15 protein-coding genes are annotated in these 17,126 nt (G+C 61.2%); 10 read left to right on the forward strand and 5 right to left on the reverse strand.

Translation table 11 applies throughout. The annotated features are described in order from the left end of the window. Positions 1 to 331 precede the first annotated feature (331 nt). The 4 genes from O8B93_RS07000 to O8B93_RS07015 are packed head-to-tail and all read left to right on the forward strand — an operon-like array spanning position 332 to position 4,924. Positions 332 to 829 (forward strand): Csu type fimbrial protein, encoded by a 498-nt coding sequence (locus O8B93_RS07000; RefSeq protein ID WP_269709120.1) that lies wholly within the window; start codon positions 332 to 334, stop codon positions 827 to 829. Positions 830 to 850: 21 nt separating this feature from the next. Beyond that, positions 851 to 1,567 carry a fimbrial biogenesis chaperone gene (locus O8B93_RS07005; protein ID WP_269709121.1) on the forward strand — a complete coding sequence of 239 codons (717 nt, stop codon included), beginning with the start codon at positions 851 to 853 and terminating at the stop codon, positions 1,565 to 1,567. Next, entirely contained in the window at positions 1,539 to 3,977 is a 2,439-nt protein-coding gene (locus O8B93_RS07010; protein WP_269709122.1) for a fimbria/pilus outer membrane usher protein, read from the forward strand. Before O8B93_RS07005 ends, O8B93_RS07010 begins: the two co-directional genes overlap by 29 nt. Next, positions 3,974 to 4,924: a Csu type fimbrial protein gene (locus O8B93_RS07015; RefSeq protein WP_269709123.1), complete on the forward strand. Its 951-nt coding sequence runs from the start codon at positions 3,974 to 3,976 to the stop codon at positions 4,922 to 4,924. The genes O8B93_RS07010 and O8B93_RS07015 overlap by 4 nt, the downstream gene beginning before the upstream one ends. Here the strand turns inward: O8B93_RS07015 and O8B93_RS07020 are convergent. From O8B93_RS07020 to O8B93_RS07040, 5 genes are all read right to left on the reverse strand, one after another. Beyond that, positions 4,918 to 6,519, reverse strand: coding sequence for an ABC-F family ATP-binding cassette domain-containing protein (locus O8B93_RS07020; RefSeq protein ID WP_269709124.1), 1,602 nt, complete (start codon positions 6,517 to 6,519; stop codon positions 4,918 to 4,920). The genes O8B93_RS07015 and O8B93_RS07020 overlap by 7 nt on opposite strands. 180 nt (positions 6,520 to 6,699) lie before the next feature. Further along, entirely contained in the window at positions 6,700 to 8,493 is a 1,794-nt protein-coding gene (locus O8B93_RS07025) for an ABC transporter ATP-binding protein (RefSeq protein WP_269709125.1), read from the reverse strand. 459 nt (positions 8,494 to 8,952) lie between these two features. Then, positions 8,953 to 9,942, reverse strand: coding sequence for a Bug family tripartite tricarboxylate transporter substrate binding protein (locus O8B93_RS07030; protein WP_269709126.1), 990 nt, complete (start codon positions 9,940 to 9,942; stop codon positions 8,953 to 8,955). Positions 9,943 to 10,056: 114 nt separating this feature from the next. Continuing rightward, the gene (locus O8B93_RS07035) at positions 10,057 to 10,752 is read right to left on the reverse strand and encodes a superoxide dismutase (protein ID WP_269709127.1); all 696 of its coding nucleotides are present in this window, start codon (positions 10,750 to 10,752) and stop codon (positions 10,057 to 10,059) included. A 195-nt stretch (positions 10,753 to 10,947) separates the two neighbouring features. Beyond that, entirely contained in the window at positions 10,948 to 11,277 is a 330-nt protein-coding gene (locus O8B93_RS07040; RefSeq protein WP_269709128.1) for a GCG_CRPN prefix-to-repeats domain-containing protein, read from the reverse strand. A 269-nt stretch (positions 11,278 to 11,546) separates the two neighbouring features. Here O8B93_RS07040 and O8B93_RS07045 point away from each other — a divergent pair, with 269 nt between their 5' ends. The 6 genes from O8B93_RS07045 to O8B93_RS07070 are packed head-to-tail and all read left to right on the forward strand — an operon-like array spanning position 11,547 to position 17,090. Beyond that, the gene (locus O8B93_RS07045) at positions 11,547 to 12,698 is read left to right on the forward strand and encodes an extracellular solute-binding protein (protein WP_269709129.1); all 1,152 of its coding nucleotides are present in this window, start codon (positions 11,547 to 11,549) and stop codon (positions 12,696 to 12,698) included. Beyond that, positions 12,695 to 13,576, forward strand: a complete 882-nt coding sequence (locus O8B93_RS07050; RefSeq protein ID WP_269709130.1) for an ABC transporter permease — start codon at positions 12,695 to 12,697, stop codon at positions 13,574 to 13,576. Before O8B93_RS07045 ends, O8B93_RS07050 begins: the two co-directional genes overlap by 4 nt. Position 13,577: 1 nt before the next feature. Continuing rightward, positions 13,578 to 14,402 (forward strand): ABC transporter permease, encoded by an 825-nt coding sequence (locus O8B93_RS07055; protein WP_269709131.1) that lies wholly within the window; start codon positions 13,578 to 13,580, stop codon positions 14,400 to 14,402. A 9-nt stretch (positions 14,403 to 14,411) separates the two neighbouring features. Further along, positions 14,412 to 15,446: an ABC transporter ATP-binding protein gene (locus tag O8B93_RS07060; protein ID WP_269709132.1), complete on the forward strand. Its 1,035-nt coding sequence runs from the start codon at positions 14,412 to 14,414 to the stop codon at positions 15,444 to 15,446. 1 nt (position 15,447) lies between these two features. Next, the gene (locus O8B93_RS07065) at positions 15,448 to 16,284 is read left to right on the forward strand and encodes a glycerophosphodiester phosphodiesterase (RefSeq protein WP_269709133.1); all 837 of its coding nucleotides are present in this window, start codon (positions 15,448 to 15,450) and stop codon (positions 16,282 to 16,284) included. Further along, positions 16,281 to 17,090, forward strand: a complete 810-nt coding sequence (locus O8B93_RS07070; protein ID WP_269709134.1) for an inositol monophosphatase family protein — start codon at positions 16,281 to 16,283, stop codon at positions 17,088 to 17,090. Before O8B93_RS07065 ends, O8B93_RS07070 begins: the two co-directional genes overlap by 4 nt. Positions 17,091 to 17,126 lie beyond the last annotated feature (36 nt).

Genomic DNA, 17,126 nt, shown 5'->3' on the forward strand with positions numbered 1-17,126 from the left:
ATACCGAGCGCCACCCAACGGTATTGCTCATCGGCCCGGGTTTCTATCGATTTCGAGTACGCCAACAGGGGCCGGCTGACAAGATGGTGCTTTTCAGTAAAAAACCCGTAGACGGGATTTGCATCGATCCCGAGCTCCGGATCTGCCCACGCACCTATACTTTCGATTGTGGTAACCGGCATGTTTCAGCCACTGGTTTTTCGGACCTCCCCCGTTAAGGATTTATTAACCAAATCAGCGCGAATATTAGATCATTCTAATTACCCGTTATTGGCGTGATTAGATGGCGCGCTCCGGACAAATCGGCAGCGCGACAGCTTGGGGAGGCAGCATGAGGTTTTCGACATCAAGCTACTTGTTATCGCTGGCGGCACTGGTTCTCACACCGGCATCGGGCCTTGCGCAGGTCGCCACGACGAATTTCAACGTCCAGATCACCATTCAGGCGGCATGCCAGATCAATTCGGCTGGCAATCTCGATTTCGGGACCAATGGCGTGATCGGCGCCCCGATCGACGTCACCAGCCAGATCGTCGTGCAATGCACTGCTAGCACGCCCTTCAGCCTCGGCCTCAGCGCCGGCGCCGGCTCGGGAGCGACGGTTGCCAACCGGCTGATGACGTCGACTGCGGGTGCGACCATTTCCTACTCGCTTTATACGACTGCGGCACATAGCACGGTATGGGGCAATACCGTGGGAACGGACCGGCAAACGGGCACGGGAACCGGGGCACCGCAGAACTTCACTGTCTTTGGGCGCGTACCTGCCCAGACGACACCTGCGGTCGGCGTCTATACCGATACGGTGACGGCCACGCTCAATTACTGATCGCCATAGGGAGGATCGCGCATGCGTCTTTTTACCTTAGCGGCTGCGTTTTTTGCCGGTTTGAGTGTCTCGCCTTCACAGGCTGCATCCTTACGGGTCGCCCCCGTTCTTCTCGATCTCAAGGCCCCGACAGCGGCCTCCAGCCTTCGCATCTGGAACGATGCGAAAACCCCGATCAACGTGCAGGTCCGGATTTTCCGCTGGACCCAGCAGAATGGCCAGGATGTCTACACGGCGGTAAACGACGTCGTCGCCAGCCCGCCGATGACGCAGCTGAAGGGCGGCGCGGAAAATCTCATCCGCATCGTCCGGCTCTCCAAAACACCCGTCAGGGCGGAGGAAAGTTACCGCATCATCGTCGACGAATTGCCACCGGCGGGAAAACCGCAATCCGGCACCGTCAATCTGGTGGTCCGCCACTCCATACCCGTCTTCTTCTCGCCCGCTTCCACCGGTGACGCGGAGCCGGTCTGGAAGGTGACGCCGCAGGGCAAGGGTTACAGGGTCTCGGTGTCGAACGCAGGTGAGAGGCGGATCAGGATCGCCAACCTGATACTGTCAGGCGGTAATGGCCAGCCAATTGGCCGCCAGCAGGGGCTGGTGGGTTATGTACTCGGCAAATCCGCCGTAACCTTCCTCGTTCCGGCAACGGGCGGCAAGGCCGGCGGCACGCTGAAGATTTCGGCAGACAGCGAAGGCGGCCCCGTCAATGCGACGGCGCGCGTCTCGGGCGGCTGACCTTGCCGTTTTGACGATTGCCGGTTTGACGGTCTTTTTTTCGGGCAGTTTCTCCATGGCGCAGGATATTCCCCCTGCGGCAGCAGCGCCTTCTTTTGCCGCGGGAGAAGCGGGACAATTGCAGCTCGAAGTCTACATCAATGATGTTTCGACAGACCTGATCGCGACATTTCGCCAAAACGACGCCGGATCGCTCCTCATCGAACCGGATCAGCTGAAGAACATCGGAATATCCCCGGTCGAGAGCGCCGTCAGTGCGGATGGCTGGATCGATGTCTCCCGGCTGCCTGGGGTGACGGCGCGTTACGATGAGAGCACCCAGTCCGTACATTTCACCCTGCCCATCGCAGCCCGGGCGAACAAGGTGATCGACGCATCAGGCAAAAGCACGCACGAAGAAGACGACGAGACCGAGGAAAAGGCCACGAGCAACTTTGGAGGTCTGGTGAATTACACGATCTATGGCTCGTCAGGCGGTGGCACATGGTCTGACATCGCCGACTTCAACGGCGTTTCCGCCCTTCTGGAAAGCCGGGTCTTCGGGCCCCTCGGCGTATTGTCCTCGTCCCAGGTTCTGAGCACCTCGCGCCTGTCGGAATTCGACACCCAGCGCCTCGATACCACCTGGAGCTATTCGAACGAAGAAACGCTGACGACCTATCGGGCCGGCGACCTGATCACCGGCGGGCTGAGCTGGACCCGCCCCACCCGGCTGGGCGGCCTGCAGATCCGCCGGAATTTCGATCTGCGGCCGGATATCGTCACCATGCCCATGCCCGAATTTGCCGGTTCCGCCGCCGTGCCCTCCACGGTTGATGTCTATGTCAACAATATCCGCCGCCTGTCGCAGGATGTGCCGGAAGGCCCCTTCTCCATCACCAATCTTCCCGTCATCAGCGGCGCGGGCAATGCGAGACTGGTGGTGCGGGATGCGCTCGGACGTGAAATCGTGTCGGAAACCCCCTTTTACACCTCGCCTGACCTGCTGGCGAAGGGTCTCGTCGATTTCTCGGCGGAACTTGGTTTTGCCCGGCGCGACTACGGAACGTCGTCTTTCGACTATGACGACAGGCTGCTCGGATCGGCAACGGTACGTTACGGGGTATCGGACGGGTTCACGGTCGAAGGCCATGCCGAAGGCGGCGAGGATTTCTACAATATCGGCCTTGGCGGCGTCTTCACGCTCGGAGCCCATGGATTGGCGGCACTTTCCGCCGCATCGAGCCATTTCGGCGACGAAAGCGGCTATCAGCTTTCCGCAAGCGTCGAGGCCGAACTGCTCGGGGTGAGACTTAACGCGCGATCGCAACGGGCATTCGGTGACTATAACGACATGGCCTCCGTCTCGGCCAATACGTCGAAAATCCAGCCGATTTCAGGGTTGCTTAGCGTGCGACCGCCGCGCGCCATCGACCAGATTTCGGTTTCCACGCAGCTCGGATTTGATGAGACCAGCCTGAACTTCTCCTACACCCAGCTCGAAACCTTCGATGAGCGCCGATCCCGCCTTCTCGGTCTCTCCGCCACGCGGCCCTTTGGTGAAAACGGCAATATCTTCATCACCGCCTATAAGGACCTCGAAGACAGCAACTCCTACGGCATTTTCGCCGGTCTCTCCTGGTCGTTCGGTGGTGGCGTCTCGGGCTCCGCCGGCATGTCCTCCAATGCCGATGGATATTCGCTGACGGCGGAAGTCGTGAAATCCGAAGAACAGGCGGAAGGAAGTTACGGCTGGCGGCTGCGCGGCGCATTGGGTGGCAACGATATCGCCTCCGCATCCGGCAGCTATCGCGGCAGCGCCGCACGCGTTTCGGCCGGCATCGACCAGTTCAACCGCACGACACAGGCCTATGCCCAGATCGAGGGATCGATCGCGCTCGCCGGCGGGGATGTCTTTATTGGCAACCGGATCGATGACGCCTTCGCCGTCGTGGATGCGGGCGCACCCGGTGTCGATATCCTGCTCGAAAACCGCCCGATAGGTCAAACGAACCGCCGCGGCAAGATATTGCTGCCGAACCTGCGCTCCTATGACGTCAACAACATCACGCTCGACCCCAGCAACCTGCCGGTCGATGCCCGCATCGACCACACGAAACAGACGGTTCGGCCAACCGAGCGAGCCGGCGCGGTCGTCAATTTCAAGGTGGAAACCGAGGGACAGGTGGCGCTGGTGACGCTGAAGACCGAGAGCGGCGACTTCATCGAAACCGGATCGACCGGCACGATCGACGGCAAGCGCGAGTTCATCGTCGGCTATGACGGACAGGCCTATCTCGACAATATCGGCGAAACCCACCGTCTCCACATCACGCAGCCCACTAAGGGAAAATGCGAGGCGGAGATCACCGTTCCCACCGCAGGCGCTCAGCGCGCCACTCTCGAAACCCTCTGCAGGAGCGTTCAATGAAGGTCCTGACCCGCGCGGCACTTGCCATCGCCGCCTCTTTCGCCGCCTCTCCGGTTCTGGCACAAAGCTGCACCTTCAGCATGTCGGACATGAATTTCGGCTTCGTCAACCTGGCAGGCGGCGCAGCCGTGGACAGCACGGCGACATTGTCGGTGACCTGCAACAACCCGTTGTCGCTGGCGCTTTCCATTCGCATCTGCCCCAACATCAATGCCGGCAGCGGCGGCCAGTCGGGCGGCATCCGCCGGATGCTCCAGGGCAGCAACATCCTCAATTACCAGCTCTATCAGAATTCCGCCCGAACGACCTCCTGGGGATCGGTCACCCAGCCGGCGCTCGGCTCGCCGCCGCCGATCGATATGGCGCTGCCACTGCTGATCAACACCACGACCCGCACGGTTTACGGCAGGATCAATGCGGGTCAGGCCTCTGCGGCGCGCGGCCTTTATCTCTCCAGCTTTGCCGGCGGCGAGACCAGCTTCACCTATACGGGCTTTACCCTGATCGCACCGAGCTGTTCCTCCGTGACCCAGAACCCCACGCAGGTGCCTTTCACCGTGAGTGCCGCGGTGGCACCCACCTGCATCATCTCGGCCCAGAACATTGATTTCGGCAGTCACGGCGTGCTCAACACGGCGGTCGATGCGAACGGCGCCATCAATCTCACCTGCACCAATGGCCTGAACTACAGCGTGGCGCTGAATGGCGGCCTGAGCAACAGCCCGCCCGCCGCACGCCAGATGGTGCAGGGTGCATCATCGATCATCTACGGTCTCTATCGCGACATAGGTCGCACCAATGTGTGGGGAAGCGGCGCCGGGCAAATCGCCACCGGCACGGGAAACGGCAGCCTGCAGACTTTGACCGTCTATGGGCGCGTGCCGGCGCAGAACACACCGGCACCGGGAAATTACGCCGATACGGTCGTCGTGACGGTGAATTACTGAGGCCCATCAGATAAGGCTCCAAGTTCCAGCCGCCGATCGATGCCTATACTGGCGAGAAACGCCTCGTCATGGCTGACGACCAGCAAGGCGCCGTCATAGGCCCTGAGACCCGCCTCCACGGCGGCAATGGAATCGATATCCAAATGGTTCGTCGGCTCATCAAGAATCAGCAATTGCGGCGGCTGAGGACCACCGAGGACACAGGCAAGGCCGGCACGCAGCATCTGCCCGCCCGAAAGTGTTCCGACATTCTGCAAGGCAGCGTCAGCGCGGAACATGAAGCGTGCAAGCGCTGCCCGACAGGCATTCTCCCCCGATTGCGGATTGAGCTTGAGGAAGTTCTCGCGGATCGACAACGTCGCATCCAGCAGGCTGACCTGCTGATCGAGGAACGCCGCGTTGACACCGAGGTGAACTCTTCCTGCGAAAGGTGGCAAATCCCCTGTTATCACGGATAGCAGCGTCGTTTTTCCCGATCCATTCGGACCGGTGACGGCGACCCGTTGCGGACCGGTGATCTCGAAGGACAGGTCCGCAAGCACGGGGTTTTCGACGGAGTATCCCGCAGTCAGCTTTTGCAGGTTCAACACGGTTTTCGTCGCGTGCAGGCCGCTGGGCGGCAGGGTGACGGTGACGTGCTGCAGGATTTCGATCCTTTCGCGCGCCGTCCGCAAATCATCCGTCGCTTCGGCTTTCAGGCGGCTGGCGAGATTGGCATTTTCACCGCTCGTCTTTTCAGCACGCCTTTTCATGCCACCGGCAGAGATGCGCGGCATGTCCCCCTTTGCCGCTTTTGCGGCACCCTTCGCATCGCGGCGCGCCTTGCGTTCCAACGTCTCCTGCGACTTCTTCCTGACCTCGGACAGGCGCTTTTCAGCACTGGCAAGGTCATGCTCGGCAGCCGCCAGTTCCAACGCCTTTTGCGCGCGGTATTGGCTCCAGTTGCCGCCATAACGGGCGGCGCCGAGCGAGGTCATCTCGACGATGGCATCGAACGTCTCGAGAAGTTCGCGATCATGGCTGACGACGATCGCGCCGCCGCGCCAACCCGTCAGGAAATCGGCAACGAAGATGCGACCGTCGCGGTCGAGATTGTTGGTCGGTTCGTCAAGGATCAGGAAATCCGGCGCGGCGTGGATCTGTGCGGCAAGCGCTGCCCGTGTGCGTTGCCCACCCGAGAGCGCGGAAAGCGGTGTGGCCGGTGATGCATCGAGATCGACCCCGGCCAGCGCATCGGCAATCGCCTCCTCCAGCATCCAGTCGACATCGCCGAGTTCCTCGAGCGTGGCCATTCCCGCCTGTGCGCGCGAAAGCACCTGCAGCGCATGGCGCGCCTCAAACAGGTCGGCGATGGTCTCGTCGTCCCCGACCTGCACGCTTTGCCGCAATACGCCGATCCTGCCGGAAACGGAGACCGTGCCTGTTGATGGCAGCAGCTCACCGGCGATCAGCTTCAGAAGCGTCGACTTGCCGACACCGTTGCGCCCGACAAGGCCCACGCGTTCAAGGCCGAAGCGAAGATTGATGTTCGAAAAAAGCGGATGACCGTCAGGTGTTGCCCACGAGAGGTCTGAAAGGGTGATGGAATGCGGCATGGATACGGGTTCTCCTGATGACAAGGCGTTGCGGCTTTGTGATCGGGTTGAAATCCATGGTGCACCATCCTGTTGGTATTGCGGATAAAACGCCCTTACGCGAACAAAGCGGCGCGTTCGTGACGTAGGTTCAGTGTTCCGAAGGAAACGCCGGGAGGATACCCCCGGCGTTCCGGTTTTTCAGGCCACCAGACCCTTGGTCAGTTCCAGCGCCTGCCGTTCGAACAGCCGGCGATAGATGCCGTCATGGAGCCGGATCAGCGCCTGATGGTCGCCCTCCTCGACAATCCTGCCCTTGTCGAACACCAGCAGCCGGTCCAGCGCCCGGACCGTGGAAAGACGATGGGCGATGACGAGCGTGGTGCGGCCATCCATCAGCCGTTCCATCGCCTGCTGGATCTGCACTTCGCTTTCGCTGTCGAGGCTTGAGGTTGCCTCATCCAGGATCAGCACCGGCGCATCCGCCAGGAAGGCGCGGGCGATGGCGACGCGCTGGCGCTCGCCGCCCGACAGCTTGACACCGCGTTCGCCCACCATGGTCTCATAACCCTTCGGCAGGGACATGATGAAATCATGGGCGCTCGCCTGTTTCGCCGCCTGCTCGATCTCACGACGCGAGGCATCCGGCCGGCCATAGGCGATGTTTTCCGCCAGCGTGCGGTGGAACAGGATGGGTTCCTGCTGCACGATGGCGATCTGGCCGCGCAGGCTTGCCTGCGTGACATCGGCGATGTTCTGCCCGTCGATGCGGATCGCCCCCGCCATTATGTCGTAAAGGCGCTGGATGAGTTTGACGAAGGTCGTCTTGCCCGAACCGGAATGACCGACCAGACCCACACGCTCGCCCGGCTTGATGGTGACCGAGAAGTCCTCATAAAGCGGGGTAGCGTGCGCGCCATACTGGAAGGTGACGCGATCAAAGACGATCTCGCCCTTGCCGATATTGATCCGTTTGGCATCCGGCCTGTCTTCGACACCCAGCGGCATCTTGTCGAGCAGCACCAGTTCTTCCATGTCGTTGACGGCACGTTGCAGGTTGCGGATATCCTGACCCACATCGCGCAGATAACCCTGCAATACGAAGAACATTGCCAGCACGAAGGTTATGTCGCCGGGCGTCGCCAGACCCTTCTGCCACATGATGAGGCCGGTGCCGAGGATGCCCGCCTGCATCGACACCATCATGAAGCTCTGGATCGTGCCGTTCAGCGTGCCGCGTTTCCAGGTCCTGCGCGTCCGGTTGTCCCATTTCACCAGCACATGACCAAGCCACGTTTCCTCACGGGTTTCGGCACCGAAGGCCTTGACCACCGCGTTGCAGCTGATCGCATCCGCAAGCGCACCGCCAAGCCGGGTGTCCCAGGCATTGGCAAGCCGTGCCGCCGGCGAAACATAACCCATCGAAAGCCCGACGGTGACGCCGATATAGATCAGCGAGCCGAGACCGACGATCAGGCCCATGACCGGCCAGTAACTGCCGAGCACGACGGTGGCGCCCACCAGCATGACAATGGAGGGCAAGAGCGCAACGAGCAGCAGGTCGTTGAGCGAATCCAGCGCCCACATGCCGCGTGTGATCTTGCGCACCGTCGAGCCGGCAAAACTGTTGGCGTGCCAGTCGGTGGAGAAACGCTGCACCTTGTGGAAGCCATTATTGGTGACGTCAGCCATGGTCTTCAGGGTGAGCCGGATGATGCCGTTGAAGATGAACCAGCGCAGCACGACGCTGGTAAAGCCAAGCGCCACGACGATGACGAAGGCGCGCAGCGCTCCATCACCAGCATTGGCACCCCCGGCAATGGCATCAACGATCTGGCCGGAAAAGACCGGCACCATCACTTCGGCAAGCGTGCTGGCAACCACCAGCACGATGATGAAACCAACGAGCGCCTTTCGGTGGCTCCAATGGTTGAAAACAAAGCCGAGCACATGGCGATAGGCATCGGCGCGGAAATCGAGCTTCTTGCGAGACATTTTAACCAGTCCGGCGTCACGAAACAGGACGACCGGTCCTCAAAACGGAAGTTGGATGGCACAGCCCCGGCGGGAAGACAGAATGATCCCGTCAGATCAATCGGGCTATGAAGGAAAACAAAACCGCATGTCGGGCGCGCATAAGGCGGGCCGCGAATGGATATGACCTAGTGTCGGGACATACCTTGCGGGAGGTTTTTGATGAATGCTGGTGTCATGCAACGCCTCCCTTTGTTCGATCTGACGCGGTGAAGTGTTTTGTAGCTGAGCCGCTCGACCTTGCCAAGCGGATTTTTGCAACCTTATGGCAAGTGATGTGAAAATAACACACCAGCCGACCGGCCGCCATGATCGTGGCCGCTCCGGGCGCGGCCACGATTTCCGAGGTCGATATCATCCGCCGCGCAGCCTGACGGGATACGCAGCGGCAGACCGGAAGCGGAGATTTACCGCTCCCGGTCAGTCCATCTGCACATTTGCGTTCTTGACCACCGGTTCCCACTTGGCGATCTCAGCCGCAACGTGGTCTTTCAGTTCATCCGGCGAGGAGGCGACGATCTTGGCGCTGAAATCCGCCATGCGTGCGGCAACGCCCGCATCCGCAAGTGCCTTCTTGGCGGCGGCGTTCAGCTTGTCGACCACATCGGCCGGCGTACCGGCGGGCGCAAAGAGCGCGTTCCAGGTATAGGTCTCGTAACCCGGCACGGTTTCGGCAATCGTCGGCAGATCCGGGAAGGACGAAGCCCGCTCCTTGGTGGTGACGCCGAGCGCCCGCAAGGTGCCGGATTTTATATGTCCCGACGAGGACGGCAGATTGTCGAACATGATGGAAATCTGGTTTCCGAGAAGATCGTTGAGCGCCGGGCCTGCCCCCTTGTAGGGCACATGCTGCATGCTGACGCCGGCCATGCTCTTGAACAGCTCGCCGGAAAGATGCAGCGGTGTGCCGTTGCCGGAAGAGGCATAGGCATATTTATCGGGTTCCGCTTTCAGGAGCGCGATCAGCTCCTCGACGCTGTTGACGTTGAGCTTCGGATTGACCACCAGCACGTTCGGAACCACCACCAGCAGCGAAACCGGTGCGAAATCCTTCTGCGGATCGTAAGGCTTGGTCTTGAGAATGAGCGGGTTGAGCGCGTGCGTGGCAACCGTGCCCATCAGGATCGTGTAACCATCCGGGTCGGCGCGGGCCACCCGGTCGGCGCCGAGATTGCCACCGGCCCCGGCGACATTTTCAACCACGATCTGCTGGCCGAGCTCATCACCCATCTTCTGCGCGATGACACGCGCCACTACGTCCGTGGAGCCGCCCGCCGCAAAAGGAACAACCAGCGTGATCGTTCGATCGGGAAAGCCCTCGGCACTCGCAGTCATTCCCATCATGCCGAAAGACACCGCCGCCGCGGCAAGTTTCAACACGGTGCGTCTTTTTGAAGACCGGTAAATCATGAACCCTCCTTGTACATGGCCTCCTCGCCATCGGCGCATAGTAGCTCAAATGCACCTCAGGGCAACCCGCCGGGTATCGGGCGATCCCGGCAGGTTTTGCGCAGCGGGGACCCGTCAGGCCTTCATCCGTTCTTCGACGACCCGCCAGTTGACCAGCTTGTCGAGCACGGCTCGGATATGTTCGGGCTTGCGGTTTTCGTAATCAAGGTAATAGGCATGTTCCCAGATATCGATGCCGAGATAGGCCGGGCGACCGACGGCCACGGGATTGTTGCCGTCCTCATATCCGATCAGCGCGAGCTTGTTGTCGTCACCACGCGTCAGCCACACCCAGCCGGTGCCGAACACCGTGTCGGACACATCGACCGCGCGTTTGATGAAGCCGTCATAGTCTCCGAAGGTCTCGTTGAGGGAAGCGGCGAGATCGCCTGTCGGCCGGTTCGGCCCGCCGGGAACGAATTGGTCCCAATAGGCGACATGGTTCCACGCCTGAGCGGCATTGTTGAAGATTTTAACGTCCGCCGCCGCCTTCGACCTCGCGGATTCCGTGACGATCTTGGCCAGCTCCATGTCGGCATAACGGGTACCGGCCGCAAGCGTATTCAGCTTGTCGAAATAGGCCTTGTGATGTTTTCCGTAATGCAGGCCAACCGTTCTTGCCGAAATCACGGGCGCCAGATCGGCCTCAGCAAAGGGAAGTTTCGGCTGTATCAAAGGCAATGCGGCCCGCGCGACATGCGGGCTGGGAAAGATTGCGACGGCGGCCGTTGCCGCGCCTGCGGTGAGAATGGTGCGTCTGGTCATGTCCATCATATCCTCCTCATGAACGGTGATATGGGACTAACCCCGAACTACGGCCCTGGTTTCCTCACGCGGATGCAAATCTGTCGCGGGCCATGATGATCGGCGGATGCGACGCTGTATCGACGCGCTGCCGGGGACGGATGCATGAGTTGACCGACACATAAAAGAAAGGCCCTCCCGGCTGGAGAGGGCCTTGCCCGATCAGTAGCGATAATAGTCGCGACGGTCGCGATAATCCCGGTAGTCCCGGCGATCGCGCCATTCGCGCCATTCCCGTCTCGCCTGGCGTTCCCGCCATTCCCGGCGGCCTTCCCAGCGATCGCGGCGGTCCCAGCCGCGCTCATAACGTGGCGGGCCGTTCGGGCGGCAATGACCGCGGGGTGACAGATGGAAGCCGCGTCCGCAGGCATAATCCACCGTCTGAACATGGGATGCCGAAGGTGCGGACGGTTGGCCGACAGGCATGGCATTCACGCCGGTGCCGAACAGGGCGCCGAAAATCAGTCCGGCGGTTAAAATCATCTTGCGCATCTTATTTCCCTCCTTGTGGGATGGGGGGATTTAGCGCCCAGCCGGGTGAACTGTGGCTGAATGAATCGTGATCTTTTCGTGGCAGCGGGTGAGGCCGACAGCTGCGCTCGCCCCACGACGCCTGTCACGAAAGCGTTAAGGAAAGCCATTAGAACCGCCGCCAGCCCGTCCAGAAAATGCACAGCCGTGCAGCGACCGGCCAGCGCCTTTCCCATCCAGACGGGTCAGCGCTTCGCAGCTCCACTCGCGCCGAAATATCGGAGACATAGATGAAACGCCGCACTTTTATGATGTCCGCCGCGGGCGCCGCCGCCGGTCTCGCCCTTGCGCCCCGCATGAGCTTTGCCGCTCCGGGCACGATCGACTGGTACACCAGTTCGGATACCAATATCCTCGATTTCTGGTCCAACACCATCAAGCCCGCTTTCGAAGCGGCCAATCCCGGCCTGAAGCTCAATCTCGTTGATGCCGGCGATGGTGCAGGCATCATCGCCATCGGTGAGCGCGCCATTGCCGCGAAACAGACGGGCACCGATCCGCAGGCCGATTATTTCGAAACCGCCGATCCGCTTCTGCCCGCCGGCGCCATCGACGCCGGTATCTATGTGAACATCGCGAAAGCCGGCCTTTCCAACTATTCGCGCGTCAATCCGCTCGCCATCCGCACCGAATATAGCCTGCCCTATCGTGGCAGCCAGGTCCTGCTTGCCTATGACACCAGCAAGCTGAAGCCTGCGGATGCGCCGAAAACCTGGGATGAACTCGTCACCTGGATCAAGGCCAATCCCGGCCAGTTCGTTTATAACCGTCCCGACAAGGGCGGTTCCGGCGGCAACTTCGTCCGCCGCGCCATCCATCAGGCCAACGGTCTCGACCCGAAGGCCTTCACGGTCGACAACTACACCCAGGAAGCCAGCGACAAGGCTCTGGGCAAGGCATGGGCGCTGCTGACCGACATCGCCCCTTCGCTTTATGGCAAGGGCGCCTATTCTTCCGGCAACACACAGTCCCTGCAACTCCTCTCACAGGGCGTCGTCACCATGACCCCGGTCTGGTCCGATCAGGTGCTCAAGGCCATCGATCAGGGTGTTCTGCCGAAGGAAACCGGTCTCGTCCAGCTCCAGGATCTGGCGCTTTGCGGCGATTTCTCACGCGCCGTGGTGCTGGCGAACGGCGCCAATCGCGATGCCGCCCTCAAGCTCGCGGACTTCGTGCTGTCGGAAGAAATCCAGGGCGCCATCCTCACCGAACTCGGCGGTTTCCCCGGCGTTTCCTGGGACTATGTGTCGGCTGACCTGCGCAAGCGCTTCGCCGATATCATCCCGCAGACCATTCCCACCTTCCCGGGCGGCAAATGGGAAACCGCCATCAATGATGGCTGGTATCGTCACGTCGCTCCGAACGTCGACCGCAAAGCGTGACCGAGGCTGCAGAAGGAGCGGTTCGCCCGCTCATCGATCATACGGGCAGGAGGCCAGTGGGCCTCCTGCTCGTCGCCATTCCCGTTTTTCTGATGATCTGGCTGGTGATCTGGCCCGCCATCAATGCCATCGGCCGCACGGTCTGGCGCAAGGGTGCCGACGGTCAAGCCCGCTTCGATCTGTCGAGCTATGTTTTCTTCTTCTCGGATCGTTACAGCCTCGACAATCTCGCCGTGACGCTCTGGACCACGCTGGTCTGCGCGGCGCTCCTGCTGGTGATCTGCCTGCCGATCGCGCTTTATCTTCGCTTTTCGCAGGGCCGTCTTCCGGCCTATGTGCAGGCGCTGGCCATCTTCCCGATGTTCGTGCCCTCCATCATCCTCGCCTTCGCCTTCATCCGCGTTCTGGGCCCGAACGGTATGGTGGATATATTGCTCAATGCCGTCCATCTGCCGAAGATCCGCACACCCTATCTCACGCCGTGGGGACCGGTGATCGGTCTTGTCTGGGACAATATTCCGCTGACGGTGCTGATCCTGCTCGCCGGGCTCGGCAGCGTCGCCAACCAGTCGGTCGAGGCTGCGCGTGACGTGGGGGCCAACGCCCTTCAGGTCTTCTGGCACATCATCCTGCCGCGCATTTCCAACTCCATTCTGGTTGCGCTGTCCTTTTCGGTGCTCGGCATTTTTTCGTCGTTCACCCTGCCCTATCTCCTCGGCCCCGCATCTCCCGAAATGATCGGTCCCTTCATGCAGCGCACGTTGCGCGACGTGCAGGATCCCGTCGGCGCCATGACCCAGGCCGTCGTCGCTTTTGGCTTCTGCATCGCCTTCGGCCTGTTCTACGTGCGCTCGGTCGCGCGCAACCAGGGGAAATGACATGACAACCCTGACACGGCCGCGGCCGCGCATGGACTGGCCCGGCATCGTCTTCGCCACCCTTCTCACTGTTGTCATCGTTGGGCCTCTGCTCGTTGTCGGCACCTGGGCCTTCACCGAGGTCTGGCGTTTTCCCAACGTGATCCCGCAACAATTCGGTTTCCGTTTCTGGGGCCAGACGCTGGGGCGCGCCGATGTGTGGAATGCCCTGATATTGAGCCTGCAACTGACCACGGCGGTAACCCTGCTTTCGGCGCTGATCTGCCTTCCCGCCGCCTATGCCTTTGCGCGGATGAGCTTTCCGGGCCGCAATCTCCTGTTCTTCTCCTTCCTTGCCGGCCATGCCTTTCCGAAATTCGGGCTGCTCGTGGCGATTGCCGCCATTTTCCTGCAGCTCAACCTTATCGGCACGTTCTGGGGTGTTGTCCTGATCCAGCTTGTCGGCACGCTGATGTTCATGATCTGGATTCCGGTCGCCGCCTTCCAGGCCGTCGACCGGCGCATGGAGGAGGCGGCCCGTGATGTCGGCGCCAGCCCGCTCCGGGTCTTCTGGTCGGTGACCCTGCCGCAGGCGGGACCAACCATCGTCGCCGCCGTGCTTTTGAGCTTCGTCAGCACTTTTTACGAGACCGAAGGCGCATGGCTCCTCGGCGCACCGGGCATCCGAACCATGCCGGTGCTGATGATCAGCTACATCAACAACCAGATGGTCATCCAGTATGGCGCGGTCCTCTCCGTTCTGCTCTGGGTGCCGTCGTTCATTGCCCTCATCTTCGCCCGCCGTGTCATCGGTGGCGGCGCCTTCGCCCGCGGTTTCGGCGGTTAGGAAATCAGCATGTCCATACTTCACATCCGCCAGGTCACGAAAACCTTCACCGGCGGCACAAAGGCAGTCGACAGTTTCTCGCTCGATGTCGCAGATGGCGAACTCGTCTGCCTTCTCGGCCCTTCCGGTTCGGGCAAATCGACGCTGCTGCGCATGGTCGGAGGGTTCGAGCAACCGACCGGCGGGCGGATCACCATCGACGGGGAAGACGTTACCCATCTGCCGCCGGAGCGACGACCGACCGGCATGGTGTTCCAGAGCCACGCCCTCTGGAGCCATATGAACGTCTTCAACAACCTCGCCTTCGGCCTCAAGCTGCGCCGCATTCCGGCTGCCGTCATCAGGCAAAAGGTGGAAGCGGTGCTCGAACTCGTCGGGCTTTCCGGTTATGGCGAGCGCACTACCAGCCAGCTTTCCGGCGGCCAGCAGCAGCGTGTAGCGCTTGCCCGCTCGCTGGTTCTGGAGCCGAAAATCCTTCTGCTCGACGAACCCTTCGCCAGCCTCGACCAGCATCTGCGCGAGCGGCTGCGGGAAGAGGTTCGGGATATCCAGCAGCGTCTCGGCATCACCACGCTGTTCGTCACCCACGGCCAGGACGAGGCTCTGTCCATGGCAGACCGCATCGTCGTCATGGCAAACGGTAAAACCGAGCAGATCGACCGGCCCAATATCATTTATCGCGAACCGCAGACCCCGTTCGTCGCCGGCTTCATCGGCACCATGAACCTGATCGAGGGTGCGATTTCGAACGGAAGCTTCATGCGCGCCGGCTTTGCCTTTCCGCTTGCGGTTTCCGACGGACCGGCCACCCTCGCCATTCGCCCGGAAGCAATCGATCTCGCGACATCCGAAACCCCTGATGCGCATGTGCACCGGGTGACGGATTATGGCACCCACGGCCTTGTCGATCTCGACCTTGCCGATGGGACAAGGATCAAATCCATGGTCGCCCATCCGGATCTGTTCAGGGTCGGGCAAGGGGTGCGGATCACGCCCCGCGCCGTCACCCTTTATCGCGATAATCGTCCAATCCACCGGAGCTGACATGAACCCGCCGATCTTCATCGAACGCGATGGCCACAGGACCCGGCTCAAATGGCATCGTGCCCGCCGCCGCGCAGCCGACCCCGTTTTCACCGGGGAACGCATCATCGAGGCGATGCGACTTGGCGCAAGCATTGAAGTCGATCTCGTCATTCATGCAGATCACGGTTGCGCCATCCTGCATGACCGGACGCTGGAGCGGGAGACCACCGGTACAGGCAGGGTACGCGACACCTCGGCCGCCGCGCTGCGCCAGCTTTACCTGCGCGACAATGAAGGCATGCCGATCGATGCGAAGGTGATGCTGCTCGAAGACCTCTGCGCGCTTCTCGCCAGCGAAACCGTGCACCCTGACGCCTTGCTGCAACTCGATTTCAAGGAAGACCTGCAGGCGCTTACTCCGCAGATCGTTACCGGCTTCGGGGCCAGCGTTTCGCCGATCGCAGGTTCGGTTATCCTGTCGGGCGGTGATTTCGACGCCATCTCCCAGCTGGCGGGATCAGCACCCGGCCTGCGCACCGGCTATGATCCCTGTCATCGCGGCACACTTGCCGAATTGCAGGCGAGCGGACATTATCTGCATTTCATCGAAAGCGCCCTCGCCACCGCGCCAGATGCGGGCATGATCTATCTCGCCTATGAAATCGTGCTTGCCGCCGAGGATGCCGGTGTCGACATCATCGCCCCGATCCATGCCGCGGGTCGCCGTATCGATGCCTGGACGATCAACAAGGTAACGCCGCAATCCACAGATTGGGTCGAGCGGCTTCTGAGACTGAAGGTCGACCAGATCACCACCGATGACCCGGACGGGCTCGCAAAGGTTTTCAACCGATGACAGTCAATTACAGCAGCATCCTCGAGCATATGGTCGCCACCGCCCGCGAGGCCGGCGCGTTGACGCTCGACCACTTCAAACGCTTTCGCGACATCGAGATCGGAGTCAAGGGACCCGGAGATTTCGTTTCCGATGCGGACAGGCAATCCGAAACGCTGATCCGCGAGCGTCTGCTCGGCCAATATCCGTGGGGGCTGACCGGCGAGGAATTCGCACCCGTCGAGGGGGCGGATCAGGATCATCGCTGGCTGGTCGACCCGATCGACGGCACGACCAATTTCCTCTTCGGCCAGCACTACACCATCACCATTGCCCTGCGTCGCGGCAATGAGACCATATGCGGACTGGTCTATAATCCCGTCTCCGACGAGATGTTTACCGCGATCAAGGGAGACGGCGCCTATCTCAACGGCGAGCGCCTGTCGGTCAATGCCAGCACGGATGTCGCCCTGATGTGCGTCGGCACCGGCCTGCCGACGCCCAATCTCCAGCTTTATCCCGGCGCCTATCAGCGTCTTGATGACATCCGCGCGCCCATCGGCGCAGTCCGTGTCGTCGGCAGCGCCGCCAATTCCTGTGCTTACGTGGCCTGCGGCCGTCTCACCGGCTATTACGAGGAAACCGGCTTTGTCGACACGGCAGCCGGCATCCTGCTGGTTCAGGAGGCCGGGGGCATAGTCACCGACTGGTGGGGTCGCGGACTGGAGTTCTATGAAAAGACCGGCACGCTGATCGTCGCCAATGCCGCGACCCATGCCTATCTCATGGAGCACCTGCGCGGCGTTCCGCCGAAGAACCCCTCATAGGAGCTTCTTCTTCAGAACATCTAGGCCGCAGCAATC

Source organism: Martinezella rhizogenes, assembly GCF_027460065.1.
GTDB lineage: Bacteria > Pseudomonadota > Alphaproteobacteria > Rhizobiales > Rhizobiaceae > Agrobacterium > Agrobacterium rhizogenes_C.